29 protein-coding genes are annotated in these 25716 nt (G+C 60.3%); 12 read left to right on the top strand and 17 right to left on the bottom strand.

Annotation, left to right across the window (positions count from 1 at the left end):
- Nucleotides 1-9: 9 nt before the first annotated feature.
- Nucleotides 10-1380 (top strand): PleD family two-component system response regulator, encoded by a 1371-nt coding sequence (locus WDZ78_RS07260; protein ID WP_003502423.1) that lies wholly within the window; start codon nt 10-12, stop codon nt 1378-1380.
- A gap of 870 nt (nt 1381-2250) precedes the next feature.
- Here WDZ78_RS07260 and rpmG read toward each other — a convergent pair.
- The 6 genes from rpmG to topA form a co-directional block, all read right to left on the bottom strand.
- Nucleotides 2251-2418, bottom strand: a complete 168-nt coding sequence (gene rpmG / locus WDZ78_RS07255; protein ID WP_003496403.1) for a 50S ribosomal protein L33 — start codon at nt 2416-2418, stop codon at nt 2251-2253.
- Nucleotides 2419-2507: 89 nt separating this feature from the next.
- Complete coding sequence (locus WDZ78_RS07250) at nt 2508-3674, bottom strand: MFS transporter (RefSeq protein ID WP_020012344.1); 1167 nt, start codon at nt 3672-3674, stop codon at nt 2508-2510.
- A gap of 17 nt (nt 3675-3691) precedes the next feature.
- Entirely contained in the window at nt 3692-4318 is a 627-nt protein-coding gene (locus tag WDZ78_RS07245; RefSeq protein ID WP_425672706.1) for an NUDIX hydrolase, read from the bottom strand.
- 61 nt (nt 4319-4379) lie between these two features.
- On the bottom strand, nt 4380-4823 hold the full coding sequence (locus tag WDZ78_RS07240) for a DUF983 domain-containing protein (protein ID WP_020012346.1): 444 nt from the start codon (nt 4821-4823) through the stop codon (nt 4380-4382).
- 45 nt (nt 4824-4868) lie between these two features.
- Nucleotides 4869-7223, bottom strand: a complete 2355-nt coding sequence (gene rnr / locus WDZ78_RS07235; protein WP_425672664.1) for a ribonuclease R — start codon at nt 7221-7223, stop codon at nt 4869-4871.
- Nucleotides 7220-9904, bottom strand: coding sequence for a type I DNA topoisomerase (gene topA / locus WDZ78_RS07230; RefSeq protein ID WP_425672663.1), 2685 nt, complete (start codon nt 9902-9904; stop codon nt 7220-7222). Before topA ends, rnr begins: the two co-directional genes overlap by 4 nt.
- Before the next feature lie 258 nt (nt 9905-10162).
- On the opposite strand from topA, the gene WDZ78_RS07225 reads away from it, so the two are divergent.
- A complete protein-coding gene (locus WDZ78_RS07225) occupies nt 10163-10396 on the top strand; it encodes a hypothetical protein (RefSeq protein WP_020012349.1) in 234 nt (77 codons plus the stop codon).
- Here the strand turns inward: WDZ78_RS07225 and dprA are convergent.
- The 5 genes from dprA to WDZ78_RS07200 form a co-directional block, all read right to left on the bottom strand.
- A complete protein-coding gene (gene dprA / locus WDZ78_RS07220; RefSeq protein WP_425672661.1) occupies nt 10349-11491 on the bottom strand; it encodes a DNA-processing protein DprA in 1143 nt (380 codons plus the stop codon). The two genes, WDZ78_RS07225 and dprA, sit on opposite strands and share 48 nt — an antisense overlap.
- Nucleotides 11492-11511: 20 nt before the next feature.
- Nucleotides 11512-12129, bottom strand: coding sequence for a glycerol-3-phosphate 1-O-acyltransferase PlsY (gene plsY / locus WDZ78_RS07215; RefSeq protein WP_020012351.1), 618 nt, complete (start codon nt 12127-12129; stop codon nt 11512-11514).
- Nucleotides 12130-12177: 48 nt separating this feature from the next.
- On the bottom strand, nt 12178-13470 hold the full coding sequence (locus WDZ78_RS07210) for a dihydroorotase (RefSeq protein ID WP_020012352.1): 1293 nt from the start codon (nt 13468-13470) through the stop codon (nt 12178-12180).
- Nucleotides 13467-14408 (bottom strand): aspartate carbamoyltransferase catalytic subunit, encoded by a 942-nt coding sequence (locus WDZ78_RS07205; protein ID WP_003502441.1) that lies wholly within the window; start codon nt 14406-14408, stop codon nt 13467-13469. Before WDZ78_RS07205 ends, WDZ78_RS07210 begins: the two co-directional genes overlap by 4 nt.
- A gap of 238 nt (nt 14409-14646) precedes the next feature.
- Complete coding sequence (locus WDZ78_RS07200; RefSeq protein ID WP_020012353.1) at nt 14647-15078, bottom strand: hypothetical protein; 432 nt, start codon at nt 15076-15078, stop codon at nt 14647-14649.
- A 449-nt stretch (nt 15079-15527) separates the two neighbouring features.
- Between WDZ78_RS07200 and WDZ78_RS07195 the strand changes: the two genes are divergently transcribed.
- Together WDZ78_RS07195 and WDZ78_RS07190 are read left to right on the top strand one after the other, a co-directional pair.
- Nucleotides 15528-17180, top strand: a complete 1653-nt coding sequence (locus WDZ78_RS07195) for an acyl-CoA dehydrogenase family protein (RefSeq protein WP_425672660.1) — start codon at nt 15528-15530, stop codon at nt 17178-17180.
- A gap of 137 nt (nt 17181-17317) precedes the next feature.
- Entirely contained in the window at nt 17318-17929 is a 612-nt protein-coding gene (locus WDZ78_RS07190) for a GNAT family N-acetyltransferase (protein WP_425672659.1), read from the top strand.
- 1 nt (nt 17930) lies between these two features.
- Here WDZ78_RS07190 and WDZ78_RS07185 read toward each other — a convergent pair whose 3' ends face one another.
- Together WDZ78_RS07185 and WDZ78_RS07180 are read right to left on the bottom strand one after the other, a co-directional pair.
- Complete coding sequence (locus tag WDZ78_RS07185) at nt 17931-18245, bottom strand: hypothetical protein (RefSeq protein ID WP_425672658.1); 315 nt, start codon at nt 18243-18245, stop codon at nt 17931-17933.
- A gap of 107 nt (nt 18246-18352) precedes the next feature.
- Nucleotides 18353-18628 carry a type II toxin-antitoxin system Phd/YefM family antitoxin gene (locus WDZ78_RS07180; RefSeq protein WP_425672657.1) on the bottom strand — a complete coding sequence of 92 codons (276 nt, stop codon included), beginning with the start codon at nt 18626-18628 and terminating at the stop codon, nt 18353-18355.
- A 186-nt stretch (nt 18629-18814) separates the two neighbouring features.
- Here WDZ78_RS07180 and WDZ78_RS07175 point away from each other — a divergent pair, with 186 nt between their 5' ends.
- The 3 genes from WDZ78_RS07175 to WDZ78_RS07165 all read left to right on the top strand — a co-directional run bounded on the left by WDZ78_RS07175 (nt 18815) and on the right by WDZ78_RS07165 (nt 20184).
- Nucleotides 18815-19459 (top strand): TetR/AcrR family transcriptional regulator, encoded by a 645-nt coding sequence (locus tag WDZ78_RS07175; RefSeq protein ID WP_020012359.1) that lies wholly within the window; start codon nt 18815-18817, stop codon nt 19457-19459.
- 276 nt (nt 19460-19735) lie between these two features.
- A complete protein-coding gene (locus WDZ78_RS07170) occupies nt 19736-19870 on the top strand; it encodes a hypothetical protein (protein ID WP_020012361.1) in 135 nt (44 codons plus the stop codon).
- The gene (locus tag WDZ78_RS07165) at nt 19867-20184 is read left to right on the top strand and encodes a DUF6105 family protein (RefSeq protein WP_425672656.1); all 318 of its coding nucleotides are present in this window, start codon (nt 19867-19869) and stop codon (nt 20182-20184) included. The genes WDZ78_RS07170 and WDZ78_RS07165 overlap by 4 nt, the downstream gene beginning before the upstream one ends.
- Here WDZ78_RS07165 and ruvX read toward each other — a convergent pair.
- Nucleotides 20136-20615 (bottom strand): Holliday junction resolvase RuvX, encoded by a 480-nt coding sequence (gene ruvX, locus WDZ78_RS07160; RefSeq protein ID WP_020012363.1) that lies wholly within the window; start codon nt 20613-20615, stop codon nt 20136-20138. The genes WDZ78_RS07165 and ruvX overlap by 49 nt on opposite strands.
- Before the next feature lie 12 nt (nt 20616-20627).
- Nucleotides 20628-20930: an alkylphosphonate utilization protein gene (locus tag WDZ78_RS07155; RefSeq protein WP_425672655.1), complete on the bottom strand. Its 303-nt coding sequence runs from the start codon at nt 20928-20930 to the stop codon at nt 20628-20630.
- Between the two features lie 173 nt (nt 20931-21103).
- Here WDZ78_RS07155 and WDZ78_RS07150 point away from each other — a divergent pair, with 173 nt between their 5' ends.
- From WDZ78_RS07150 to WDZ78_RS07135, 4 genes are all read left to right on the top strand, one after another.
- Nucleotides 21104-21808 (top strand): metal-dependent hydrolase, encoded by a 705-nt coding sequence (locus WDZ78_RS07150; RefSeq protein ID WP_020012365.1) that lies wholly within the window; start codon nt 21104-21106, stop codon nt 21806-21808.
- Nucleotides 21809-21933: 125 nt separating this feature from the next.
- Entirely contained in the window at nt 21934-22221 is a 288-nt protein-coding gene (gatC, locus tag WDZ78_RS07145) for an Asp-tRNA(Asn)/Glu-tRNA(Gln) amidotransferase subunit GatC (RefSeq protein ID WP_003521472.1), read from the top strand.
- 55 nt (nt 22222-22276) lie between these two features.
- Nucleotides 22277-23758 (top strand): Asp-tRNA(Asn)/Glu-tRNA(Gln) amidotransferase subunit GatA, encoded by a 1482-nt coding sequence (gene gatA, locus WDZ78_RS07140; RefSeq protein ID WP_425672654.1) that lies wholly within the window; start codon nt 22277-22279, stop codon nt 23756-23758.
- A gap of 20 nt (nt 23759-23778) precedes the next feature.
- A complete protein-coding gene (locus tag WDZ78_RS07135) occupies nt 23779-24246 on the top strand; it encodes a GNAT family N-acetyltransferase (protein ID WP_425672653.1) in 468 nt (155 codons plus the stop codon).
- A 69-nt stretch (nt 24247-24315) separates the two neighbouring features.
- Here WDZ78_RS07135 and WDZ78_RS07130 read toward each other — a convergent pair whose 3' ends face one another.
- Nucleotides 24316-24573: a YjhX family toxin gene (locus WDZ78_RS07130; RefSeq protein ID WP_059753193.1), complete on the bottom strand. Its 258-nt coding sequence runs from the start codon at nt 24571-24573 to the stop codon at nt 24316-24318.
- A 274-nt stretch (nt 24574-24847) separates the two neighbouring features.
- On the opposite strand from WDZ78_RS07130, the gene WDZ78_RS07125 reads away from it, so the two are divergent.
- Entirely contained in the window at nt 24848-25357 is a 510-nt protein-coding gene (locus WDZ78_RS07125; RefSeq protein ID WP_020012369.1) for a GNAT family N-acetyltransferase, read from the top strand.
- On the opposite strand, the gene WDZ78_RS07120 is transcribed toward WDZ78_RS07125, so the two are convergent.
- On the bottom strand, nt 25339-25671 hold the full coding sequence (locus WDZ78_RS07120) for a DUF1294 domain-containing protein (RefSeq protein ID WP_425672652.1): 333 nt from the start codon (nt 25669-25671) through the stop codon (nt 25339-25341). The genes WDZ78_RS07125 and WDZ78_RS07120 overlap by 19 nt on opposite strands.
- Nucleotides 25672-25716: the final 45 nt, after the last annotated feature.

The following is a 25716-nucleotide window of genomic DNA, read 5'->3' as shown; positions in this document are numbered from 1 at the left end:
GGAACGGTTATGACGGCGAGAGTTCTGGTTGTTGACGATATTCCGGCCAATGTGAAGCTTCTCGAAGCGCGTCTTGTGGCGGAATATTTCGATGTCGTCACCGCCGAGGATGGTTTCAAGGCGCTGGCGATCTGCGACGAGGAGCAGGTCGATATCATCCTGCTCGATATCATGATGCCGGGCATGGATGGGTTTGAGGTCTGCGAAAGGCTGAAGGCCAATCCGAATACGGCGCATATTCCGGTCGTGATGGTCACCGCACTTGATCAGCCGTCGGATCGCGTGCGCGGCCTCAAAGCCGGCGCCGACGATTTTCTGACCAAGCCGGTCAACGACCTGCAGCTGATCGCCCGCGTCAAAAGCCTGGTCCGTCTCAAGGCCGTCAGCGATGAGCTGCGGCTGCGCGCCGAAACCGCACGGCAGATCGGCATCGAGGAGATGCTGCGCAGCGACGGCCTGATGCAGACGCCCGGCCGCGTATTGGTGGCGGATGGCCGCGCCAGCTCACAGGAACGTATCGTCCGGGCGCTGAAGCCGATCGCAGAGGTCGATGCTGTCACGGAGCCGCAGGCGGCGCTGCTCAAGGCGGCGAGCAACCCCTTCGAGCTCGTCATCGTCAATTCCAATTTCGAGGACTATGATCCACTGCGGCTATGCTCGCAGCTTCGCTCGCTGGAGCGCACCCGTTTCCTGCCGTTGCTTCTGGTGGCGGAACAGGGGGCGGATGAGATGGTGGCGCGCGCGCTCGATCTCGGCGTGAACGATTATATTCTCCGTCCGATCGATCCGAACGAACTCGTCGCCCGCTCGCTGACGCAGATCAGGCGCAAGCGTTATAACGAGCATCTGCGGCTCAATCTCCAGCACACGATGGAACTTGCGATTGTCGACGGGCTGACCGGCCTTAACAATCGCCGTTACCTCGACAATCATCTGAAGATACTCTTCGACCGTGCTGCCGTTCGCGGCCGTCCGATCTCCATCTGCATGACCGATATAGACCGTTTCAAGCTGGTCAACGATACCTATGGCCACGATGTCGGCGACGAGGTGCTGCGGGAATTTGCAGCACGCATCCGCAGCACGGTGCGCGGTGCGGATCTTGCCTGCCGCTACGGCGGGGAGGAGTTCGTCGTCGTCATGCCCGATACACCGATGGAGCTTGCGGCAAGCGTCGCAGAGCGCCTGAGGGCGATCGTGGAGGACAAGCCTTTTTATGTCCGTTCCATCGACCGGGAATTGAGCATTACCGCCTCTCTCGGCATAGCCACCAGCAGCGGCGCCTTCGGTGCGCCGGATGAGATACTGAAACATGCGGACAAGGCGCTTTACGAGGCGAAACACGCCGGCCGCAACCGCGTCGTGGCGGCCGCTGCCTGACCCGGCGGCGGCAGATTAACTAAAAAATATTGCGCAATTTCTCCGTCATGTCCCGGCGAAATATTCAGCCGGAAATCGGGAATGGACATCGCCAGACCGCAAGCTACTGACCTTGGATGTATTTTATCGTTTTGCAATGAAAGGATGCAGCTTAACGATATAAATAGAGTTCCAGTTGAAAAACACGTTGAATTCAATCTCTCCGGCAACTATAGTGTGCCAGCTTTGTATACTTAACCATGTTTCCCAGGTGATATGTCTCTGGCTTAAGAATTTCTTGATTTTTATTTTACTTCTGCGCACACTCACAATCGAGAATAACAGTTCTTCCGGCGGTTTATCCGTCTTGCGATGATGAATGATTGCGGCTTAGCCGTCGCGATTTTGCTCGTCAGGGGCTGGTATTGCGTAGTTTGAATGCCCCATGATGCTCAGGTCCGCCGCATCTCCTGAATCGTGGGGTCGGTCGGCTGGCGATGTCCGAATCGGTTCCTCGTGCCGTAATCGCATCGTTGGCCGACCGCCTTATTTCTGAAAATTTCCTGTTCTTGGTACACGCGTTGCAGCGTAGCGGCTTGTGCAGTCGTCTTCCTTACGCGGCGCGACGATGTCGTCACGGGGCGCGGGCGGATGGCTGCAGCCCCAGCATATCTTCTGAACACATGAATGATTGCTGTGGTGAGCGGTGCGTCAGACCATGGGGTCTGCGTCCACGCGTTGCCAATGACCGCCCAATTTCCGCGGCGGCAGGAGGCGGGCCCCGTTGGGAAGCCTCTTGGCGCGAAGGGCTCTTGGCCGCTTCTTTCCCCTCTGCACAAACAAAAAACGCGCCCATTGGGCGCGCTTTTTGCCGGAGACCCGATCAAGAAATTACTTGATCTTGGTTTCCTTGAATTCAACGTGCTTGCGTACAACCGGGTCATACTTCGTCTTCGTCATCTTGTCCGTGAACGTACGGCTGTTCTTGGTGGTGACGTAGAAGGTACCGGTGTCGGCTGTCGACAGCAGCTTGATCTTGATTGTTGTAGCTTTCGCCATGGTCGTCCTGCCTTTAAACAAAAGAGAAGCCGCAGGCGCTTCTCACCTCGGCTAAATCTGGCGCGAAACTACGTATCGCGCCCGAAAAGTCAAGCCTGTTTTGCCCGGAAAACAAAACGGAACCCATAAAGCACCACGTAAAGCCCGAAAAATACGGCAAGCGCCCAGGCGAAACCATCGGTGCCCGCGACATCCATGGAAATGCCGACGGCCTGTGGTCCTGCAATGGTACCCATGGCGTAACAGAAGATGAAGGCGGCATTGGCGGCCACGAGATCTGCGCCCTTGAGGCGCGAGCCGAGATGGGTGAGGCCAACGGTATACATGCCGGAGACGAGGCCGCCCCAGAACAGCAGCAGCGCCGCCACCAGAAGCCAGCTTTCCACCAGAACCGGAAGCGCCAGCGTGCCGCAAACGCCCGCAAAGGCCATGAGGGCGAGCATGGTGCGCCGATCCTTCATTCGGTCGGAAAGCAGGCCGATCGGTATCTGGAAGACCATGTTGCCGATTCCCATGACGGTTAGCAGCAGCGCCGCCTGCGATTCGTTGAAGCCCTCACGGGTCGCGTAGATGGGAAAGAGCGACAGGCCGCCCGCCTGCACCGAACCGAACACGAAAGCCGCCGCCGACGCCATCGGCACCAGCCAGACGTAGCGGACGAAGTGATGATTGGGCCGCTCGTCCAGCTCCGGGCTCTCACCGCGCGCCATGAAGATGGGGATGGCGGCCAGAAGGATGATCGCCGCCCCGACGAGGAAGGGCAGGATGCCTTCGCTGCCGACGGCGGAAAACAGCAATGGACCAACTGCGAAACCGACCGCAAGGCCGGTCGCGTAAATGCCGAGAACCATGCCGCGTTTTTTCGGCGGCGCGGTCATGTTGATCCAGTATTCGGAGAGAATGAAAAGCGTGGTGGTCGCGCCATGGAAGACGATTCGCAGCGGAAACCACATCCAGAAGGCTTCGGCGAAATAAAAGCCGAGTGCGCTCAGCGCCGAAATCAGGACCGCGAACAGCATGGTTCGCGCCACGCCGAAATCATGGGCGATCTTGCTGGTCACCGAGGCGGCCATCATCGCCGCGACACCCGCCATCGCCGAATTCACCCCGATCATGGTCGAGGAGATGCCGCGCTTCTCAAGGATGATCGACAGGAGCGGCAGGCCGAGACCGATGGCGACACCCACCGCACTGATGGCGGAAATGGCGGCGATCAGTGAGGGCCAGTGAATGGCGTCCGCTTCTTCGCATTTCATTTGTGACATGACGGCCTTTATACAAAGTCTCGAATGAACCGGCCGTGGCGCGTGATATAGAGCCGCGCGGGGCTTTCAAAGGGCAGTGAGGGATCACCTATCATGAGTTTTGTGACATCTTCGAGAACCGTGCGTGTGATTTTGGGCATGTTCAGACCGGAAAGGTCTGTCATGTCAAGCCATTGCACATTGGAGAGCTCTTCGGAATCACGGGTGAGCCTGACATCGAGCCCCAACTCATCGGCATAACAGCAGAAGAATCGCGTGTCATAGCGCCGCACATTACCGGGTGGGGTGATGGCGCGGGCAACATATCGGAAATGGGAAAGATCAGGACCTTCGGCACCCATTGCGAGGTCCACGCCGGTTTCCTCGAAAAGCTCGCGCGCGGCGGCAAGCGCCAGAGCCCGTGCGCCGGCGGCGCTCAGGCGGCGCGCCGCCGAAGCGGTGAGGCTGTTGAGGACGGCAGGGTGCAGATCACCGGAAAAGGGCAACGCATGGTCGCGCGGATCGCGTTTGCCGCCCGGAAAGACATAGGCGCCCGGCATGAAGACGTGGGCGCTGCTGCGCTGGCCCATCAGGACCCTGGGTCCTGAGCCGGAACGGTCGAATAGGATGATGGAGGCAGCGTCGCGCGGCCGCATGGGAGCGGTCGCGGTTTCGGCATTCCGGGAAAGCGCAGGCACGTGCAAGGTCCTGCTCACGTCAGTGAGACGAGCCGTCTATCTGCACTTTTTGCTGTTTTCGATCAAAGCCGTGCATCCGCAGCGCCCATTGCAGGCCGATAACGCCGCCCTTGATCGGTTGCAGCGTCAAAAGCGCAGCCAGAATGGTGATCGGCACCCAGATGGCGAAATGCGCCCACATGGGAATGTTGAGGACCATATCCGTCATCATGAAGCCGCCAACGGCGATGTGACCGATGATGACGATGGAAATATAGGGCGGCAAGTCATCCGAACGGTGATGATGCATTTCTTCGCCGCAGGCCGCGCAGGCGTCCACCGGCTTCAGCCAGGCCCGGAACAGGCGACCGCTGCCGCAGGCGGGGCAGCGGTTGGCCATTCCCCGCATGATCGAGCGGCCAAGCGGCCGTTCCGCGCTATCGTCTCCGAAGGTGACCGTTTCCGAGCCCTGATGTGCACTCATCCTTAAGTCCTTCTCCCGTTCGTTCAACCGCCTGCAGCGGTCTTGTTATCGTCGTCTTCTCGGCGGCCGTGTTCCAGGCTTGGCGGCAAGACGCGATGTCCGCCGGCCTGCCTTGTGGAACGACCGCGAGCCGACCGGCATCTTGCGCCCCGGGCTAAGCATATCGAAGCGCAGCGCGCCTGCCAGAGGCACCGCTTCCGCAAGCCGCACCTGAACCGTATCGCCAAGCTGGTAGCCGAGGCCGGTCTTTTCCCCTGTCAGGGCCTGATGGGCCTCATCATAGAGGAAATAATCGGTTCCGAGTGTAGATATAGGAACAAAACCATCAGCGCCAAACTGCGGCAGCGCGACAAAGAGTCCCGCCTTGGTGACACCGCCGACGCGGCCCTCGAATTCTTCGCCCACCCGTTCAGACAGATGATGCGCGATGAGGCGGTTGACGGTGTCGCGCTCGGCGGCCATGGCGCGCCGCTCGAAGGTGGAGATTTCGGCGGCGATATCGTCGAGCGTCGCTTCTTCCTGCGGTGTGATGCCGCCTTCACCCAGTCCCAGAGAACCCACCAGCGCGCGATGCACGATCAGGTCGGCATAACGGCGGATCGGTGAGGTGAAATGCGCGTATTTCATCAGGTTGAGGCCGAAATGGCCGATATTCTCGGGGCTGTAGATCGCCTGGCTCTGGCTGCGCAGCACCATCTCGTTGACCATGATCTGGTGAGGCGTGTCGAGTGCGCGGGCCAGAATGCCGTTGAAGGAATTGGCGCGCATGGCCGCACCCTTGGCCATGGTAATGCCGATGGTGCCAAGGAATTCGCGCAAAACCTCCTGCTTGGAAAGCGTGGGCGCATCATGGATGCGATAGACCAGCGGCTGCTTTTTCTTTTCCAGCGTCTCGGCGGCGGCGACATTCGCCTGGATCATCATTTCTTCGATCAGCTTGTGCGCATCGAGGCGTTCGGGAATGACGACCTTGTCCACCGTACCATCAGGCCGAAGCAGGATCTTGCGCTCCGGCATGTCGAGTTCCAGCGGCTGGCGGCGGTCACGGCCGCGCTTCATCACCTCATAGGCATGCCACAGCGGCTTCAGGATAGGTTCCAGCAGCGTACCGGTCTTGTCGTCCGGCCTGCCGTCGATGGCTGCCTGTGCCTGCTGGTAGGAAAGCTTCGCCGCGCTCTTCATCATGATACGGTGGAAGGTGTGGCCCGCCTTGCGGCCTTCCTTCGAAAAGGTCATCCGCACGGCAAGGGCAGGGCGGTCGACGCCTTCTTTCAGCGAGCAGAGATCGTTGGAGATGCGCTCCGGCAGCATCGGCACGACACGGTCGGGGAAATAGACGGAATTGCCACGTTTCAGCGCCTCGCGGTCCAGCGGCGAACCGGGCCGCACATACCAGGAGACGTCGGCGATGGCGACGGTGACAATAATGCCGTCAGGATTGTCGGGTGAGGTGTCGGGCTCGGCATAGACCGCGTCGTCATGGTCCTTGGCGTCGGCCGGATCGATAGTGATGAGCGGCAGGTCGCGCCAGTCCTCGCGGTGCGACATGCTGGCAGCCTTGGCGGCATCCGCTTCTGCGAGAACATTTTGCGGGAAAATGTGAGGAATGCCGTGCGAATGGATCGCGATCATCGAGATCGCCTTTTCCGACGCAACGGAGCCGATGACCGACAGGACCTTGGCGCGTGTCAGGCCATACCGGCCGCTGTTGCGCGAGGTTTCCACCTCGATCAGATCGCCGTCCTTTGCATCGCCGACGCCGTCAGGATCGATAACCATTTCCTCGCCGCGCCGGTCGATCGGCATAAGCCGTCCGCCGCCGCCCGCCGTCTCCTTGAACACGCCGAGCAGCGCGTTCTGGCGGCGGTCGATCAGTTTGACGACGCGGGCAGTATAGGCCGGGCCGGCGCTTTCCTTGGAGGGGAAGATCTTCGCCAGAATGCGGTCGCCGAGACCCGCTGCCGGAGCCTTCTTGCCGCGGTCCTGCGATGACTGGCGGATGAGTACGGCCGGCGCCGCACCCTGATCCTCCGGCCACTCCGCCGGCCGGCCGATCAGTTCGCCGTCCTTGTCACGGGTGGTGATGTCGAGAACCGTCACCGGAGGCAGACCGCCCGGGCGCGTCAGGGACTTGCGGCTCTTCTGGACCATGCCGTCGGTTTCAAGCTCCTTCAGCAGCGCCTTCAGGACCACGCGGTTTTCACCCTTCAGGCCGAAAGCCTTGGCGATTTCGCGTTTGGAGGCCTGCTGCGGATGATCGGCGATGAATTTCAGCAGCACTTCGCGGGAAGGCACCTCGCCATGGATGATGCCTTCACCTTCATTCACACGCTTGCCGCGCCCGGTGCGTCCGAAACCGTCGCTGGCGGAACCCTGTCTCTGACGCGGCGCCTTGCTCACTCTGCTGCCTTCTTGGGTTTGGCCGCTGCCTTCGGCTTGGCGGCCGTCTTGCTCTTTGTTGCCGCCTTGGCCTTGGTCGCCTTCGGCTTTGCTGCGGCGTCGCCATCGGCCTTTTTGGCGGCGGTTTTCTTGGCCTTTGCGGGCTTGCCGCCGGTGCCGGTCTTGGCAATACGCTCGGCAATCAGCACCAGCGCCTCGTCCAGGGTCACGGACGCCGGGTCCTGTCCCTTTGGAATGGTCGCGTTGACCTTGCCCCAGTTCACATAAGCGCCGTAACGCCCGTCACGAACGGTGATCGCGCCGCCATCGGGGTGGTCGCCCAGTTCCTTCAAAGCAGCCGGCGTGCCGCTGCGGCCGCGTCCCGGTCCCTTGCTCAGCTTTTCGGCAATCACCGTCACAGCCCGGTTCAGACCGATCGAGAACACGTCCTCGATGCTTTCGAGGTTCGCATAGGAACCGTCATGCAGCAGAAACGGTCCGTAGCGGCCGAGACCGGCCGAGATCATCTTGCCGGTTTCCGGGTGCTTGCCGATATCGCGCGGCAGGTTGATGAGCGCCAGCGCCTTTTCGTGGTCGATATCCTCGGGTTTCCAGCCCTTGGGCAGCGAGGAGCGCTTGGCTTCCTTGCCGTCGCCACGCTGGATGTAGGGACCGAAACGGCCAGAGCGAAGCGTGAGCTCTTCCCCGGTCATCGGATCGGCGCCCAATGCCTTCGGCTCATTCGATGCGGCAGCTTCCGCTTCCGAACCGTCCGAGGTCAGCTGGCGTGTGTAGTTGCATTCCGGATAATTGGAGCAACCGACGAAAGCGCCATATTTGCCGAGCTTCAGCGAAAGATTGCCGGTGCCGCAAACCTGACAGATGCGCGGATCGGAACCGTCCTCGCGCTTGGGGAAGACCAGCGGCGCCAGAACCTCGTTCAGCGCATCCAGCACGTTGGTGACGCGCAGTTCCTTGGTATCTTCGATCTGGGCGAAGAAATCCTTCCAGAAATCACGCAGAACCTGCTTCCAGTCGAGCTCGCCGGCGGAGATGCGGTCGAGCTTTTCTTCAAGGGCGGCGGTGAAATCATATTCGACGTACTTGGTGAAGAAGCTTTCGAGGAAAGCCGTCACCAGCCGGCCGCGCGAATGCGGCACCAGCTTGCGTTTGTCGACGACGATATATTCGCGGTCGCTCAGCGTTTTCAGCGTCGCAGCATAGGTGGAAGGACGGCCGATGCCGAGTTCTTCCATCTTCTTGATCAGCGAGGCTTCCGAATAACGCGGCGGCGGCTCGGTGAAGTGCTGGCTCGCATTGATCTTCTGCTTGGCGAGGTTTTCGCGCTCGTTGATCGGCGGCAGACGGCCTTCGTCATCACCGTCGTCGCTCTGCTCGCCATCTTCCTTCTGGTCGGTATAGGCGGCGATGAAACCGTCGAAGCGGATCACCGAGCCGACGGCACGAAGACCGGCCTTTTCGCCGTTCTTGTCGGCAAGGATTTCAACCGTGGTGCGTTCGATTTCGGCCGACGCCATCTGGCTCGCAATGCCGCGCTTCCAGATCAGGTCGTAAAGGCGCAGCTGATCGGGATCGAGGTAACGCTTCACCTGATCCGGCGTGCGGTTGAAATCGGTCGGGCGGATCGCCTCGTGCGCTTCCTGGGCGTTCTTGGCCTTGGTGGAATAGAAACGCGCCTTTTCCGGTACGTAACGATCGCCGAACTGCTCGCCGATGGCAAGGCGTGCGGCGTCGATCGCTTCCGGCGCCATCTGCACGCCGTCGGTACGCATATAGGTGATCAGGCCGACGGTCTCGCCGCCGATATCGATGCCTTCGTAAAGCTTCTGCGCCACCTGCATGGTGCGCGAGGCGGAAAAGCCCATGCGTGAGGAGGCCGCCTGCTGCAGCGTCGATGTGGTGAAGGGCGGGCCGGGATTACGCTTGACGGGCTTTGCCTCGACGCTGTCGACCACATAGGTCGCGCCTTCCAGCAACGCCTTCAGCCGGTTCGCATCCTCGCCGGTCTTGATCGCGCGGTTCTGCAATCGCTTGCCGTCGGCGGAAACCAGCTTGGCCTCGAACTCATCACCGCGCGGTGTCTTCAGAAGGGCGCTGATGTTCCAGTATTCTTCGGAAACGAAACGCTCGATCTCGGATTCACGGTCACAGACGAGACGCAGCGCAACAGACTGCACGCGGCCGGCGGAACGCGCGCCGGGCAGCTTGCGCCACAGCACGGGTGACAGGTTGAAACCGACGAGATAGTCGAGCGCACGGCGGGCGAGATAGGCGTCAACCAGCGGCACGTCGATGTCGCGCGGGTTCGCCATGGCGTCCAGCACCGCCTTCTTGGTGATGGCGTTGAAGACCACGCGCTTCACCGGCTTGTCGCCGAGGACACGCTTCTTCTTCAAAAGATCAAGAACGTGCCAGGAAATGGCTTCGCCTTCGCGATCCGGGTCGGTTGCGAGAAAGAGGCCGTCGGAGGATTTTACCGCATCGGCAATATCCTTCATGCGCTTGGCAGAGGCGCTGTCGACTTCCCAGGACATTTCGAAATCCTGGTCGGGCAACACCGATCCGTCCTTGGCAGGAAGGTCCCGGACGTGGCCAAAAGATGCAAGAACCTTGTAGCCGGGACCAAGATATTTGTTGATCGTCTTGGCTTTGGCGGGAGATTCTACGACGACGACATTCATATTGTTTTTCTCTGGAACTGGTCCGTTAACATGGCCGGGTCGCCGCGCAATGCCGCAATTGGCCTTCTTTATATTTCGACATGGACAGGTAATGCGCGCGGGTCAAGAGGCAAGGCCGATTTTATCACTCCAAGGTGATTGCAACCTATGGATAATCTATTGTTGTATTGCAATCTTTGGTAAATTGGTTATGATGGGCAACATCATTTGAATCTACTTAATGCTCTTCGTTTCAGGCGTAATTCTTAGGATAAATATATGGTCCCGAACGCAACAAACAATAATGCCGACAATGAAGGGACCAGAGAGAACTTGGCTTACATTCGCCAGATGCTGGCGGAGCTGCGCCAGGTCGCCAGCCGCGAGGGCGCCGACATGCTGTGTTATCTGATCGAGATGGCCTATGTCGAAGTCGGTGATATCCAGAGCGGACGACGCAAGCTGTCAATCCGCGATGAAGAGCGACACGCGCCCCCCGGCATGCCGGTTTAGACGTCCTGCAATATCAAGCTCCAGCAGCACCAGGTGAACGGTGGCGGCGGAGAAACCTGTGTGACGGATGATATCGTCCGTTTCCACGGGCGAGGGACCGAGAGCGGCGGCGATGATGCTGCGCTCGTCGTCCCCTGGTGGTGACATCTCCGTGTCGGATCTCGGTTCCTCGATCTTGCGGTCATAGGGCAATTGCGGCTCCATCAACGGTCGCAGCGCCTCGAGAATATCGTCGGCGCCGGTGGTCAGCATCGCGCCTTCCTTGATCAGCCGGTTGGTGCCCTCGCAGCGTGCATCGAGCGGGGAGCCGGGCACGGCAAAAACGAGCCGTCCCGCTTCGCCGGCGAGACGCGCCGTGATCAGTGAACCCGAGCGCTCCGCCGCCTCCACGATGACGACGCCGAGCGAGACGCCTGATATCAGGCGGTTGCGGCGCGGAAAGTCACGCGCGCGCGGTTCCCAGCCGAAGGGCATTTCGCTGATCGTCGCGCCGCCCTGATCGTATATCTCCTGCAACAGCCCGAAATTTTCCTGCGGGTAAGGGCGGTCGAGACCGCCTGCCAGCATGGCAACCGTGCCGGTTGCAAGGCTTGCCCTGTGCGCCGCCGCATCGATGCCGCGCGCCAGACCGGAGGCGATCGTATAACCGGCACGTCCGCAATCGCGCGCCAGCATGGCGGCGAATTTAGCGCCGTTGATGGAGGCGTTGCGCGAGCCGACGATGCCGACGCAGGGCCTTGTCGCCGCGTCCGCAGATCCCTTCATGGCGATCAGCGGCGGTGCGCCATCCAGATGTCGCAGGGCAGGCGGGTAGTCCGGTTCGCCGATGCCGACGAAACGTGCGCCGAATTTATCAGCGGTTTCGATCTCACCTTCCGCTTCCGCCAGTGTCGTGATGCGTGGACTGCGGGAGGAGCCGCCACGCCGTGAAAGCTCGGGCAGGGCGTCGAGCGCCTTTTCGGCGCTGCCGAAATGATTGATGAGTTCGCGAAAGGTAACGGGGCCGATATTGTCGCTACGGATCAGCCGGAGCCAGGCAACCCGCTGCCGCGCGGAAAGCTCTATGCCATGCCGTGTGGTTTCCTCATGCGGCATGGCATATCCTCAAATGGGTCTCAGCCCTTTTGCCCTATCCGGCTTTCCGTGCCCGCCATCAGGCGCTTGATATTTTCGCGGTGCTTCCACCACGAAATCACGCTGAGCAGCGTCACCAGCAGCGCCGTCTTTTCAGGTCCGAGCACCCAGAGGGCCACGGGAATGACCAGCATGGCAAGCAGCGCCGACAGCGAGGAATAACGGGTGATGAAGGCGGTCGCGAGCCAGATCAGGGCAAAGGCCAGCATCATCAGCGGTGCTGCACCCAGAAGCACGCCGATATAGGTGGCCACACCCTTGCCGCCCTTGAAGCCGAGCCAAACCGGAAACAGGTGGCCGAGAAAGGCGAAGAAACCGGCGACCAGCGACGCTTCATAACCCCAGAGCGCATTGGCGACCAGCACGGCAGCGGTGCCCTTCAGCGCGTCGAGCAGAAGGGTCGCCGCCGCAAGCTTCTTGTTGCCGGTGCGCAGCACGTTGGTGGCGCCGATATTGCCGGAGCCGATCTTACGCACGTCGCCCAGCCCCGCCATGCGGGTGAGAAGGAGGCCGAAGGGAATGGAGCCGAACAGATAGCCGATCAGCGCCGAAAGCGCGAGAAGGGCAGGCGCCGTCTGCCAGTCAGTCAAAGCACTCATTCAAACGTCCCCTCTGTCGCGCCGGCCGCGTGATCTCTGTTGGTGATCTTATGCCAAGGAATGAACGGCTTTGCCAGCCACATAAGTGGCGACCGCGCGGCCGCTGAAACGGGCATCCTCGAACGGCGTGTTCTTGGATTTCGAGACCAGCTGTTCCTTGGACACAAGCCATGGTTCGTCCAGGTCGATCAGGGTGATATCAGCCTTCGCGCCGACTTTAAGCGTCCCGGCATCCAGTCCGAAAATCCTGGCCGGGCGGGTGGAGAGCGCATCGATCAGCCGCATCAGCGGAACCTCGCCGCTATGATGAAGGCGCAGCGCCGCCGCCAGCAGGGTTTCAAGCCCGATCGCGCCGCTCGCCGCATCCGAAAACGGCAGGCGTTTGGTATCGACATCCTGCGGGTCGTGCGAGGAGACGATGATATCGATCGTACCGTCCTTCAGCGCGTCTACCATCGCCTTGCGGTCGTCTTCGGCGCGCAGCGGTGGCGAGAGCTTGAAGAAGGTGCGGTATTCGCCGATATCGTTCTCATTGAGGGTGAGGTGATTGATCGAGATGCCGCAGGTGGCCTTCACGCCCCGCTGCCGCGCAACGCGGATCGCTTCTGCCGATTCCGGAACGGAAATCTTGGCGGCGTGGTAGATCGCCTGCGTCAGTCCGGCAATGCGCAGGTCGCGCTCCAGCGGAATGATCTCGGCTTCCTTCGGAATACCTGACAGACCGAGCCAGCTTGCGAAAAGCCCCTCGTTCATGTCTCCGCCGCCGATATATTTGTCGCGTGTCTCGAGCGCGATGACAGCGCCCAGTTCGCGCGCATAGGTCATGGCGCGGCGCAGCACCAGCGTGTCGGAAAGCGCCTTGCGGCCGTTGGTGAAGGCAACCGCACCGGCTTCTTTCAACATGCCGAATTCGGTCATTTCCTCGCCGTTCAGACCCTTGGTCAGGGCTGCCGCAGGGTGGACATTGACAAGCGCCTTGTCGCGCGCCGTCTTCTTCACATATTCGACCAGCGCGATGTCATCGATGACGGGATCGGTATCGGGCATGACGATGATGCTGGTGACGCCGCCGGCCGCTGCCGCGCGCGAGGCGGATTCGATGGTTTCGCGGTGTTCCGCGCCGGGTTCACCAACGAAGACACGGGCGTCCACCAGACCGGGAACCGCCAGCAGTCCCTTGCAGTCGCGTATCGCCGCGCCCTCAGGTGCGCCCTGATTATGCGCATCCTTGCCGGCTGCGAGAATGGTGCCGTCGGCGCCGATGATCACACTGCCGGTCTCGTCGAGATTACGGGACGGATCGACGATGCGGAGGTTCTTGAGAACGGTAACGGCACTCATACGCGCTCACCCTGATTTTGCGAGACAAGCAGGGTTTCCATGACGGCCATGCGCACGGCAACCCCCATTTCCACCTGGCTTTCGATGACGCTCTGCGGACCGTCGGCCACTTCTGAGGCGATTTCCACGCCGCGGTTCATGGGGCCGGGATGCATGACCAGCGCATCCTCTTTCGCCGCTTTCAGCTTCTCGGCATCGAGACCGTAGTAATGGAAATACTCGCGCACCGAGGGCACGAAGGAACCGGACATGCGTTCACGCTGCAGCCGCAGCATCATCACCACGTCGGCATTCTTCAGCCCTTCCTTCATGTCGTGGAAGACTTCCACGCTCATGTCGCGAATGCCGGAGGGAAGAAGCGTGGCAGGGGCGACGACGCGCACGCGCGCGCCCATCTGGTTGAGCAGGATGATGTTGGAGCGAGCCACGCGCGAATGCAGCACGTCACCGCAGATCGCCACCGTGATACCCGAAAGCTCGCCCTTGGCGCGACGGATGGTCAGCGCATCGAGCAGGGCCTGTGTCGGGTGCTCATGCTGGCCGTCGCCGGCATTGACCACGGAGCAGGCGACCTTCTGTGCGAGAAGAGCGGCGGCGCCGGCGGAGGAGTGGCGCACGACCAGCACATCCGGGCGCATGGCGTTCAGCGTCATCGCCGTGTCGATCAGCGTCTCGCCCTTCTTCACCGAGGAATTGCCGACTGACATGTTCATCACGTCTGCGCCGAGACGTTTTCCGGCAAGCTCGAAGGAGGATTGCGTGCGCGTCGAGGCTTCGAAGAACAGGTTGATCTGCGTCAGGCCCCGGAGCGTCGAGGTCTTTTTCTCGCGCTGGCGGCTGATTTTCACCGCCTCATCGGCCTTGTCGAGAAGCAGGGTGATATCCTGATGGGAAAGCCCCTTGATGCCGAGGAGATGGCGATGGGGGAAGAAGACCATGCGGTTTGCCTCCTGACGGGCGCCGCATTTTCCCGTGAAAATGCCCGGAACGCCCGAATGCTGATCCGTGCGCTCCCATTCGCTGTGAACACGCCTCAGGAGTGCCGCGGAATTCGGTCCTGCGCTCTATAGAGATTGCGTGGTCGCGGGGCAAGCGCCCGCAACCCCTGAAATGAAAACATGGCGATGTTTCCCCAACCCTCGCGGACAAGTGGCCTGACGATGGTCCGAGCATGCATCAGATGACGCCATGCTCCTTCAAAAGCGCCTGCTCGTCGCCTGACGCCCAGCCGAAAACTCTCGGCGCACCTTCCAGCCTCTGGACGAAATAGTGAACATCGAAGTTGATTGCGATATCCGGTTGTTGCTTGCGGCCAAAGTTCGCTGTCCACGCAACATGGGCGACGCAATGATGTTCATCGATCGGCGAGATACGGATATTGCGTATCCGCATCTCCTTCGTTCCGATCGCTCGATAGCGGTCATAACTCTTCTTCATGACCTGCTTTAAGTGGTCGTCGTTCTTTCCGGTCATCACCCCGGCAGGGGATGCGGCGATGAAGTCGGAGGCATAGAGGGAGGCGACCTCCTCCATATCCATGTCGCCTTTGAGAGACTTGTTGAAAAATCGCTCATACCGCTCGAAAAGCTTCCTTACGCTGGCCTCCATGGTTTCCTCCCTGTGCAGCCGTTCAGCAAGTCGGCAACCGAAAAGGCCTGCCGCAGGTTCCACATCAGGCGGCGGCCCATGCAGAATCCCTGACGATGGTGCTTTAAACGGGATCGGATGCCTGCCGCGGGCGGAGCGAATTGACCTAGCGGAACCCGACATTTGATCCTGCTTGGGAATGGTTCGCCGCTTGCTTTACATCAAGGCGCGGCACTTCGGCATTGGGCAGTTTCGGGCGGCGATCACTTCTCGCAGGGTTTCCTTCTGGTGCTGTCGCTCGGTCTTGCCGGAAACGTGTTTGGCATTCTCTAGACCGGATACCTAGATCAGGGGCACTCCCGAAAAATGCTGAAAGCGGCGGTTTAATCGTCTCAATCGCTTCCTGCGGGTGGAATTATGCAATATCACCCCACTATGCAACGCCAGTACAAAACAGCTAGAAGCAGCGGATGACCCAGAATTCCCGGACAGAAGAAACGCTCGCCGAACTGAACCAGCCCAGCCTCTGGTCCGGTATCAACGCCTATCGTTCCGATCCGCTGATCGTCGATCTCACGTCCGGCCTGTCGCGCAATCTGCGGGACGAATACGACCAGCTCGGCCGTTACGTCACGTCACATGAGGCGCAGGAACTGGCGCGTATGGCCAACCAGGGCGTGCCGCAGCTGCACACCCACGGCCCGCGCGGCGAACGTCTGGATCAGGTGGAGTTCCATCCTGCCTGGCACGCGCTGATGCGCCGTTCCATGTCATCGGGCCTGCATTCCAGCGTCTGGGAGAACTCTCCCGATACGCGCGGCAATGAACACAAGGCGCGCGCCACGAAATTCTATCTGACCTCGCAGCTCGAGGCCGGCCATCTCTGCCCGCTCACCATGACCAGCGCTTCCGTTGCCGCCATCATGGCCTCGCCTCGCGTGCAGAAGGAATGGGCGCCGAAGATCCTCTCGCGCAAGTATGATTCCTCGCAGAAACCGGGCCTGCAGAAAACCGCCGTCACCATCGGCATGGGCATGACGGAAAAGCAGGGCGGCACGGATGTGCGCGCCAACCACACCACGGCCGAGCGGGTGGGTGAGGGCATCTATCGCCTGTCCGGCCACAAATGGTTCCTCTCCGCGCCGATGAGCGATGGTTTCGTCATGCTCGCCCAGATGGGCGACGGCATGGGCTGCTTCCTCGTGCCGCGTTATCTGGAGGACGGTTCGAAGAACGGCCTGCACTTCCAGCGCCTGAAGGACAAGCTCGGCAACCGCTCCAATGCGTCAGCCGAAGTCGAATTCACCGATGCCTTCGGTTATCTGCTGGGTGATCCCGGCAGCGGCATCCGCACGATCCTCGACATGGTGACGCTAACGCGGCTGGACTGCGCGCTGGCATCATCGGGCATGATGCGCGCGTCGCTTGCCGAAGCGGTGCATTACGCCCGCGGCCGTTCGGTTTTTGGCAAGATGCTGGTCACGCAGCCGATCATGACGCGCGTTCTCGCCGACATGGCGCTGGATGTGGCGGCGGCCACAGCGCTCTCCTTCCGGCTGGCGACGGCTTTTGATGCCGCCCGTAACAATCCGGCCGAAGCCGCCTATGCGCGGGTGATGACGCCCATCGTGAAATACTGGTGCTGCAAGATTGCGCCGGCCCTCATCTACGAGGCCATGGAGTGCCTTGGCGGCAATGGTTACGTGGAAGAGCGGCCGATTGCCCGCCACTACCGCGAAGCGCCCGTCAACGCCATCTGGGAAGGTTCCGGCAACGTCATGGCGCTGGATGTGCTGCGGGTTCTCCAGCGCGGCAAGGACCTGTTCGATCTCGTCTTCCAGACACTGGAGCGCGATCTCGGAGCGGCCGGCAAGAAGACCACCGACGTGCTGCGCGCCGCGATCGCCCTTGCCGAACGTGACGAGGGTGCGGCCCGCCTGCTTGTGGAGCAGTTTGCACTCGCGGCCGCTGCCGCCGAGCTTTGCCGCCTTGGCGCCGGCAAGATCGCCGATGCCTTCCTCGAAACCCGTTTGGCTGGCGGCTGGCGGCATACTTACGGCATGCTCGATTCCCGCTTCGATCCGAATTATATAATCGATCTTCTTTATCCGCCTGCATCTTGATCGATGCATGCGGATGGAGGTTTTACAGTCCCGGCGGGAGGGGTCTCGGATTTGAAAAATAGCAATGGCGTAAGGCGTGTTCTTATCCGTCACAATGTCTTCGCGCGTCGATGCGCGGCAAGGGAAGGCGGCTGCCAATGCTGACCTTCCGTTCCGCCCGCGCTGAGGACGAAGACGCGCTCTACGCCATAAGTCTCGCCACCGGTGATGCCGGGCAGGACGCCACCCCGCTCTACAATGATGGCCGCATGGTCGGGCATATTTATTCGGTGCCCTATCTGCATCTCTGGCCCGATGCCGTTTTTGTGGCGGAGGATGAGGAGGGCGTGTGCGGTTATATTGTCGGCGCGCTCGATACGGCGGTGCACGAAGAGCGGCTGGAGCGGGAATGGTGGCCGCATCTGCGCACCCTTTACCCCGATCCCGGCGGCGACCAGCAGACATGGGACGCCGATCAGCGCCGGGCCCAGTTCATCCACCATCCGCGCCGCACGCCCACCTGGCTCACCGATCCGTTTCCGGCCCATATCCACATGAACCTCTTGCCGCGTACGCAGGGCAAGGGCGGCGGCACCCGGCTTCTGTCGCGCTGGCTCGATATGGCAAGACAGAACAACGTCTACGGCATCCACCTCGGCGCCAGCGAACGCAACCATGCGGGCATGCGCTTCTGGGAAACCCGCGGCTTCAAACGCCTCGAAAGCCACGAAACGCCGGGTAGCGTGTGGTTTGGTACGGCGCTGGAGTAATTCAGGTTCTAATGACCCGCGCTGCCCCCGCCGCCAGAAACGGTGCAAAGGCAGTGCGAATGTCTTCAAGAAATGTCTCGCTGAAACGCCCGATGGGCTGTTGAAGAGCGTTGAAATGGTAGGATCGTTCGATCACGTCGTAATTGCATTCGCTGACGGTGATCCAACCGCGATCATAGCCTGCTAGTTTTGCGCGCCGAAGCTCAAGCTTTGGTATTTCGATTGCCCGCTGCTGGCTGTCCTGCGGCGGTTTCGATGAAATGGGCAGCAGCAATATATGGGAGAAGCCCTGCGCGTCCGTAATCGTCAGGATCATGCAGACGGGGCGATCTTTTTCCCCATGGTCACGCGTTGGATTAGCCGCAGACTGCCATCGCCACAAATAGGGATAGGAAACGATATCACCGCGTCTGAACTTAGATATTATCTGTCCTGCTCATCGCGGGATGTCCGATATTCTTCGGAGTCTTTTTCCAGCTGGGTGTTGAACAGGGCGGACAACTCATAGGGCATTTCACCGGCAGCGTAAGACCTGCGCGGATCGTCGCCCCCCAGCATTTTTTCGAAAAGTTCGACCGGTACCACCACGACCGAAGGTCGGCCATGCTTCGTCAGCAAAATGGGCGATTTCTGCGCTTCGTCATGGTAGCGACCGAAATGTCGCATAAACTCCGCTGTGGAAATAGATTTTCTGTTCATGAGAAATCCTCAAATCTGTATTTCCTGAATAATACAAAAAATACAGAAAATTTAAAGCCGTCGATTTTGGTCGGGCGGCCGGCTCATCCACAAGAACCTTCTCCTCATCCGCTCCGCCACGTTGTTCTTCCCTTCATGCTTTGTTAACCCGTTGAGTAAGGCCTTTCAGAAAACGTGTAGGGAATCATGCTGGCGACCGCAGAGGCGATTTCAGCCGACAGACCGGAAAAGCGCATCAAGGATCGCGCTCAGACCGAGAAGGCGATTTTTAATGCGGCCCGGTCGCTTCTTGCGGAAGAGGGATTTCAGGGTTTCGGCATCAACGCCGTCGCCCGCCGCGCCGGCTGCGACAAGCAGCTGATCTACCGTTATTTCGGCGGCCTCGATGGCTTGATCGAGGCAATCGGCGAGGATCTCGGCTCCTGGGTGAAGGATCGCATTCCGGAAGATACCGGCGGCATGTTTCTTTTGACCTATGGCGATCTCATGGAAAAGCTGGCGCTCTATTTCATGGATGCGCTGCGCAGCGATCCTCTCGTCTGCAAGATCATCGCCTGGGAAGTGTCGGATGGCTCCCCGCAGGTGCGGCAACTGGCCGAAGCCCGCGCCAAGTCGCTGGGCAAGTGGCTGGAGCGCATGCGCGGTTCGCTGGCGGCGCCGAAGGGGGTGGATACAGCGGCGGTCAATGCCGTGTTGTTCGCCGCCATCCAGCACCTCGTCATCTCCGCTGCCACCAGCGGCCAGTTTGCCGGCGTACCGCTCAAATCGGACCGTGACTGGGACAAGATCACCACTGCCGTCAAAAGACTGGTGCGTGGCGTTTACGGCTGAACCGGCTTCAGCGGGTGTAGGGCGGCCACGTTCAGGACCAGCGCGTTAAAGAAAAATCAACCATATTTTCACCCGGTGGGCAACCGCCTGGCGCATCAGCTCGTTCACGGGATCGCATGCTTTTCCACACGCCGCCCGCCCGTCATTAACCATAATGACAGCTTTCATTTGCCTCGCCAGGGCTGCCGGTCCAGTGTGGATTAACGAAATGTTAACCATGCGCAATGACTGCGCATAAGGGAGCCGCAAGTGAGCCGCTGGACAGCTTTAGGCGTCATGATGACGTTTTTTGTGATGCTGCCGTTGGATATCGACGTGCCGGCGCTGAACCTCTGCCTGATGGCCGTGGCGCGCTGGGCGGTGCTTGCCGGCGTTCCCGATGCGATGTTGGCGCGGGGGCAGGTGGCATGAAGTGGTTTCTTATCCTCTGGGCCGGTCCCGTCGCATTGCTGGGTAGCTGGTACTGGCTTTCCTATTACGACATGAGCTTCGGCTTCTACATGCTGACCCGCCAGACCCATGATCTGGTATTTGCGATTTACGGCAACATTCTCGGCCTGCCGCCGGAAAGTCTGCCGCCGCTGGTGGCGCGCGCCATCGCCGTCGACAGCCTGATCGTTTTTGCGGTTCTCGCCTTCCGCAAGAGAAAGCAGATTGCCGCCTGGTGGCAGGGTCGTCAGTCGGCAGCGCGGGTGAGTGCGGAGAGCCTGTCCAGCGCGCCCTGAAGAATGAAGCTCGCGGCGGCCGAATCGATGCGTTCGGCCCGCTTGGCGCGTGAGACGTCCATTTCCAGCAACGCGCGCTCGGCTGCGACGGTTGAAAGCCGCTCATCCCAGAAGATGAAGGGCAGGGCGGTTTTTTCGCCCATGGTGCGCACGAAGGCGCGTGTTGCCTGCACGCGGGGACCGGCCGAACCATCCATGTTCATGGGCAGGCCGATGATGAAGGCGGAAACTTTTTCCTTTTCGGCGAAGGCCAGCAGCACTTCCGCATCCAGCGTAAATTTCACCCGTTTGATGACGGGGCGCGGCGTTGCGAAACGCCGCGACAGGTCCGACATGGCAAGCCCGATGGTCTTTGTGCCGAGGTCGAGGCCGGCAATCGCCTGCGCGGGCTGAAGCGTCTGCGCCAGTTCCTCGATGGTGAGTATTGCCATGTCGCGCTGTCCTTACCGTTTGCGGACAAATTCGGTGCGCAGCACCAGACCCTTCACCGCATCATGCCTGCAATCGATCTCTTCCGGATTGTCTGTCAGGCGGATCGACTTGATGACGGTGCCCTGCTTGATGACCGTGCTGGTGCCCTTGACCTTCAAATCCTTGATCAAGGTGACGGAATCGCCATCTTCAAGCACATTGCCGGTGGCATCGCGCACTTCCTTCGCGCGGGCCGCTTCTGCGGCCAGTTCGGAAGCCGGCCGCCATTCGCCGGTGGCCTCGTCGTACACATAATCGTCATTGTCAGCGGCCATTGTCGCCTCTCTTAAATACAGGTAGTGCGGTTTCTCAAGTCGTATCGAGCACGTCCGGTCGGACGCGCTCTAGATCTTTGATTTTACGCATTTTCCGGACGCAAAACCGCTACGCGCTTTTACTGGAAATGCTCTATGTCATAATATACCGGCAATACAAAGGAGAACTTCCCATGAAAATCACCTGGCTCGGCCATTCCGCCTTCCGTCTTGAAAACGGGAGTGCGAAGATCCTCATCGATCCGTTCTTCACCGGCAATCCCGGTTTTGCCGGACAGGATGGGAAGTCGGCGGCCGAAGGCATCACCCATATTCTCCTGACCCACGGCCATGGTGACCATGTCGGCGACACCGTTCAGCTTGCGCGCGAGACGGGCGCGACCGTGCTGGCCAATGCCGATCTTGCCGCGTGGCTTTCCGCCAAGGGTGTCGCGAAGGTCGATATGGGCAATACCGGCGGCACGGTGCATTTTGACGGTTTTTCCGTCACCTTCACCAATGCGCTGCATTCCTCCGCCCAGATCACCGAGGATGGCGTCTCCCATTCGCTCGGCAATGCCAATGGCCTGATGCTGCATTTCGAAGACGGCCCGGCGGTTTATCACATGGGCGATACCGACATCTTTTCCGACATGAAGCTCATCAATGAACTGCACCAGCCGGATATCGGCCTCGTGCCGATCGGTGACCGCTTCACCATGGGGGGAGCCGTCGCGGCGCTCGCCTGCCAGCGCTTCTTCAAGTTCGAGAATGTCATTCCCTGCCACTACGGCTCCTTCCCGATCATCGACCAGACGCCGGAGAAGTTCGTGACCGGCATGGAAGGGTCGGAAGCCCGCGTCCATACGCCAAAGGCGGGCGATACGCTGTCCTTCTGACGTTTTGCTCAGGCATGTCGTGACCGCAAAAGCACCTCACACTTTGACGCGACATGCTTTCTACCGTTGCGAATGGCGGACATGGTGATTATAGCGGGTAGGAAAATTCTGACCGGAGTAGAACCATGTCCGTCGATCTCGCCACCGTAAAGCGCGTTGCGCGCCTTGCCCGTATCGCAGTCAGCGAAGAAGAAGCACAGAATATGCTTGGCCAGCTGAACGGCATACTCGGTTTCGTGGAGCAGCTTTCGGAAGTGAATGTCGACGGCGTCGAGCCGATGACATCAGTCACCCCTGTGGACATGAAAAAGCGTGCCGACGTGGTGACCGACGGCAACAAGGCGGAAGACATCGTCGCCAATGCGCCTGCGACCGACCGGGACTTTTTCATGGTTCCGAAAGTGGTCGAATAATCCGACCGCCGTTTGCCGCCCGATTTTTCCAAGATTTCGAAAGCCGTTGCCGACCATGACCGACCTGACGAGCCTGACCATTGCCGAAGCCCGCGAAAAGCTGAAGGCCAAAGAGTTTTCCGCCCTCGAGCTGACCGACGCCTATCTCGCCGCCATTGATGCGGCAAACGGCGCGCTGAACGCCTATGTCGTCACGACGCCTGAAAAGGCGCGGGACATGGCGAAAGCCTCCGATGGCCGTATCGCGTCCGGTTCGGCTGGCGAGCTGGAAGGCGTTCCGCTTGGTGTGAAGGACCTTTTCGCCACCCGTGATGTGCACACGCAGGCGTGTTCGCATGTTCTCGACGGCTTCAAGCCGAAATACGAATCCACCGTCACCCAGAACCTCTGGGACCAAGGCGCCGTCATGCTCGGCAAGCTCAACATGGACGAATTCGCCATGGGCTCGTCCAACGAAAGTTCCTGGTACGGACCGGCCATCAACCCGTGGCGCGCCAACGGTTCCGAGCAGAAGCTCGTGCCCGGCGGTTCCTCGGGCGGTTCGGCCGCAGCCGTTGCCGCGCATCTGTGTGCAGGCGCCACCGCAACCGACACCGGCGGCTCCATTCGCCAGCCGGCAGCTTTCACCGGAACCGTCGGCATCAAGCCCACCTATGGCCGCTGCTCGCGCTTCGGCATCGTCGCTTATGCTTCTTCGCTGGATCAGGCCGGCCCGATCGCCCGTGACGTGCGCGACGCAGCGATCCTGCTCAAGACCATGGCGAGCGTCGACGCCAAGGACACGACCTCGGTCGACCTGCCGGTGCCGGACTACGAAAAGGCCATCGGTCAGTCGCTGAAGGGCCTGAAGATCGGTATCCCCAGGGAATACCGCGTCGATGGAATGCCGGACGAGATCGAAAAGCTCTGGGCCAAGGGTGTCGAGTGGCTACGCGATGCCGGCGCCGAGGTTGTCGACATCTCGCTGCCGCACACGAAATACGCGCTTCCCGCCTATTACATCGTCGCGCCGGCGGAAGCTTCGTCGAACCTCGCCCGTTATGACGGCGTTCGCTACGGCCTGCGCGTCGACGGCAAGGACATTGCCGACATGTACGAAAAGAGCCGCGCCGCCGGTTTCGGCAAGGAAGTACAGCGCCGCATCATGGTCGGCACCTATGTGCTTTCGGCCGGTTATTACGACGCCTATTACCTGAAGGCGCAGAAGGTTCGCACGCTGATCAAGCGTGACTTCGAGAACGTCTTCCATGAAGGCGTCGACGCCATTCTCGCGCCGATCACCCCGTCTTCCGCCTTCGCAGTCGGTGACGAGGAGCTCGCCTCGGATCCGGTGAAGATGTATCTTCAGGACGTTTTCACCATCACGGTCAACATGGCCGGTCTTCCCGGCCTTTCGGTTCCGGCCGGCCTTGACGGCAAGGGCCTGCCGCTCGGCCTGCAGCTCATCGGCAAGCCTTTCGAAGAAGAAACGCTGTTCAAGACGGCGCACGCCATCGAGCAGGCAGCCGGCAAGTTCACCCCCGCCAAGTGGTGGTAAGCGGCCTCAAACTTAGACAGATGCACGAAGCCGATCGCCATGCGGTCGGCTTTGTCGGTTTTGCCGCCTGGCGTTCTGGCGAGGCCTTCCACGAGAGCTATCTCGACCCTGATGTCATCGAGCGGGTGAGGGGCGAATTCGAGAGCTTCGCCAAGTCTCCAACTGGTGATGTTGTCGTCGCTGAAATGGGAGGCGTAGTTGCCGGCTGGGGCGCATGCGATGCGGCGCCGCATCACATTTCCGATCTCTGGGTGGACCCGACCTGGCAGGGCAAGGGGATCGGCAAAGGCCTGATCCTTCATTTTCTCGACAGGATGCGCGCGCAAGGCCTGCCGCTTGCCACCATCGACACCCATGCCGGAAACCGCGCAGCCATCGGTCTTTACGAGCGTTGCGGATTTGAGATCGTCTGGCGCGGCATGGAATGGTCCGACATCATGAAAGTCGAGCTTGAAAAGGTGAAGCTCGAGCACAGGCTCTCGCCATAACCCGCTTTTACGGCCGCAGCTGATTCTCGGCGAAATGCCGGGCGGCAGCATTGCCGCCGCCCGGTCGATTTATCTGTTGTCCAACTCACCCCTCACGAGTTCCAGCCCGCGCGTGGTAATGCGGTAAGGTTTGCCGCCCGAGGAGGCGATCGCTCTCTTCCGTTTCAGCTTGCGGAAGGTGAGGAGATTGAGGCCGCTGAAAATCCAGCCGTCACGCGTATAAAGCGCGAGTTTTTCGATTTTGTGGGCGTCATCTCGAACGATTTCAATTCTGCCGCCCTGGGCGAGCAGGTGAAGAATGCGCTGTTCGGCGCGGGAAATGTCCATTTTTGGAAGTCCGGTCGGCGTCATATAGACGCGTGAAAACAAATCCGGGTGCCGTTAAGGCAACCGGCTCGGTTTCAGCATGGCCCGGCGCGCAATAAACTTGCGGGCAGGGCCTTTACCGGGACTCCGATTGAGCGAACATAAAAACTCCGTTCTTGCTCCTTTTGGGTAGCGGGCGAACCCGGCGCGGTCAAGCCCCGCCAGGCGCGAGAAAACCATGCTGGTCGAATCGCGCTGGCAATGGTTTAATTTCAACGGCCATGGAGGGCGCGGCTTGATCGTCATTCGCAATGCGCATGAGCAGGAAGCGGAGGTTCTGGCGGCCATCGGCCTCAGGGCATGGCGACAGGCAACCGCGGCTCTCGGCATCACCCCGACCCTGTACGACAATGCGGCCAGTGCTTTTTCCAATTTTACCCGCTCGTCATGGCTGGCGATCAGGGTGGCGGAATTCGGTGGCTCGGTTGCGGGCTGGGCGGCGCGGGAGCATTTCGACGAGACGATTTCCGATTTCTGGATCGATCCGGATTTTCAGCGCCGGCGGGTCGGCAGTCGTCTGCTGGGTGATGTGGAAAGGCTGATAGAGGACAGGGGGTTCGAGACCATCCGGCTTGAAACCCACGCCCAGAACGAACCGGCCGTCGCCTTTTTTCGCCACCATGGCTACAGCGTCCGCTGGCTCTCCGTCTCCTATGCGCCAAAGCTCGATCGCGAAGTGCAGTCGGTAGGCCTGCAGAAGCAATTGGCCGAGGTCGAGAGCGGTCTTTACGGACCGGCGTTCTGAAGCAGGATTTTCAGGACGCCTGCAAGCCGCATCGGCCAGTCGGGTATGATGACAAGCGATCCGACAAGGCCCACCTGCAATATCACGATCAATATCAGGATGCTGCGGAATGGCTCCTTGCGTGTTTTATGCCGCAGCAGGCGTTGCGCCGAGATCGCGCCCAAGCTGCCGCCAATGAGCGCAAGCGATAATAGCGTGCTTTCCCGGACACGCCATCCGCCCTTCTTCGCCGCTTCCTTGTCCCACCAATAGACAAGAAAGACGAAAAGATTGAAGGCGATATAAGTCATGAAGCAGAGAGCGATCGTCACCATGGCGTGAATTGAAACCGGGAAGCGTAAAAAACGCGTATCCGGTAT

It is taken from the genome of Agrobacterium sp. M50-1, from assembly GCF_049843495.1.
Lineage (GTDB): Bacteria > Pseudomonadota > Alphaproteobacteria > Rhizobiales > Rhizobiaceae > Agrobacterium > Agrobacterium radiobacter.
Note: the sequence above shows the minus strand (reverse complement) of the source record. Positions and strands in the feature narration are given on the sequence as shown.

Excerpts from the sequence above, each read along its gene's own strand:
- topA (WP_425672663.1), bottom strand. The coding sequence starts at position 9,904 with ATGAATGTCGTCGTCGTAGAATCTCCCGCCAAAGCCAAGACGATCAAC.
- WDZ78_RS07180 (WP_425672657.1), bottom strand. The coding sequence starts at position 18,628 with ATGAACAGAAAATCTATTTCCACAGCGGAGTTTATGCGACATTTCGGT.
- WDZ78_RS07165 (WP_425672656.1), top strand. The coding sequence starts at position 19,867 with ATGAAGTGGTTTCTTATCCTCTGGGCCGGTCCCGTCGCATTGCTGGGT.
- WDZ78_RS07225 (WP_020012349.1), top strand. The coding sequence starts at position 10,163 with ATGGTCCCGAACGCAACAAACAATAATGCCGACAATGAAGGGACCAGA.
- WDZ78_RS07185 (WP_425672658.1), bottom strand. The coding sequence starts at position 18,245 with ATGATCCTGACGATTACGGACGCGCAGGGCTTCTCCCATATATTGCTG.
- WDZ78_RS07150 (WP_020012365.1), top strand. The coding sequence starts at position 21,104 with ATGAAAATCACCTGGCTCGGCCATTCCGCCTTCCGTCTTGAAAACGGG.
- WDZ78_RS07195 (WP_425672660.1), top strand. The coding sequence starts at position 15,528 with ATGACCCAGAATTCCCGGACAGAAGAAACGCTCGCCGAACTGAACCAG.
- WDZ78_RS07120 (WP_425672652.1), bottom strand. The coding sequence starts at position 25,671 with ATGGTGACGATCGCTCTCTGCTTCATGACTTATATCGCCTTCAATCTT.
- WDZ78_RS07130 (WP_059753193.1), bottom strand. The coding sequence starts at position 24,573 with ATGGACATTTCCCGCGCCGAACAGCGCATTCTTCACCTGCTCGCCCAG.
- WDZ78_RS07190 (WP_425672659.1), top strand. The coding sequence starts at position 17,318 with ATGCTGACCTTCCGTTCCGCCCGCGCTGAGGACGAAGACGCGCTCTAC.
- WDZ78_RS07260 (WP_003502423.1), top strand. The coding sequence starts at position 10 with ATGACGGCGAGAGTTCTGGTTGTTGACGATATTCCGGCCAATGTGAAG.
- WDZ78_RS07250 (WP_020012344.1), bottom strand. The coding sequence starts at position 3,674 with ATGAAATGCGAAGAAGCGGACGCCATTCACTGGCCCTCACTGATCGCC.
- WDZ78_RS07135 (WP_425672653.1), top strand. The coding sequence starts at position 23,779 with ATGCACGAAGCCGATCGCCATGCGGTCGGCTTTGTCGGTTTTGCCGCC.
- WDZ78_RS07210 (WP_020012352.1), bottom strand. The coding sequence starts at position 13,470 with ATGAGTGCCGTTACCGTTCTCAAGAACCTCCGCATCGTCGATCCGTCC.
- ruvX (WP_020012363.1), bottom strand. The coding sequence starts at position 20,615 with ATGGCAATACTCACCATCGAGGAACTGGCGCAGACGCTTCAGCCCGCG.
- WDZ78_RS07170 (WP_020012361.1), top strand. The coding sequence starts at position 19,736 with ATGATGACGTTTTTTGTGATGCTGCCGTTGGATATCGACGTGCCGGCG.
- gatA (WP_425672654.1), top strand. The coding sequence starts at position 22,277 with ATGACCGACCTGACGAGCCTGACCATTGCCGAAGCCCGCGAAAAGCTG.
- plsY (WP_020012351.1), bottom strand. The coding sequence starts at position 12,129 with ATGAGTGCTTTGACTGACTGGCAGACGGCGCCTGCCCTTCTCGCGCTT.
- WDZ78_RS07155 (WP_425672655.1), bottom strand. The coding sequence starts at position 20,930 with ATGGCCGCTGACAATGACGATTATGTGTACGACGAGGCCACCGGCGAA.
- WDZ78_RS07205 (WP_003502441.1), bottom strand. The coding sequence starts at position 14,408 with ATGGTCTTCTTCCCCCATCGCCATCTCCTCGGCATCAAGGGGCTTTCC.
- dprA (WP_425672661.1), bottom strand. The coding sequence starts at position 11,491 with ATGCCGCATGAGGAAACCACACGGCATGGCATAGAGCTTTCCGCGCGG.
- gatC (WP_003521472.1), top strand. The coding sequence starts at position 21,934 with ATGTCCGTCGATCTCGCCACCGTAAAGCGCGTTGCGCGCCTTGCCCGT.
- WDZ78_RS07240 (WP_020012346.1), bottom strand. The coding sequence starts at position 4,823 with ATGAGTGCACATCAGGGCTCGGAAACGGTCACCTTCGGAGACGATAGC.
- WDZ78_RS07200 (WP_020012353.1), bottom strand. The coding sequence starts at position 15,078 with ATGGAGGCCAGCGTAAGGAAGCTTTTCGAGCGGTATGAGCGATTTTTC.
- WDZ78_RS07245 (WP_425672706.1), bottom strand. The coding sequence starts at position 4,318 with ATGCGGCCGCGCGACGCTGCCTCCATCATCCTATTCGACCGTTCCGGC.
- rpmG (WP_003496403.1), bottom strand. The coding sequence starts at position 2,418 with ATGGCGAAAGCTACAACAATCAAGATCAAGCTGCTGTCGACAGCCGAC.
- WDZ78_RS07175 (WP_020012359.1), top strand. The coding sequence starts at position 18,815 with ATGCTGGCGACCGCAGAGGCGATTTCAGCCGACAGACCGGAAAAGCGC.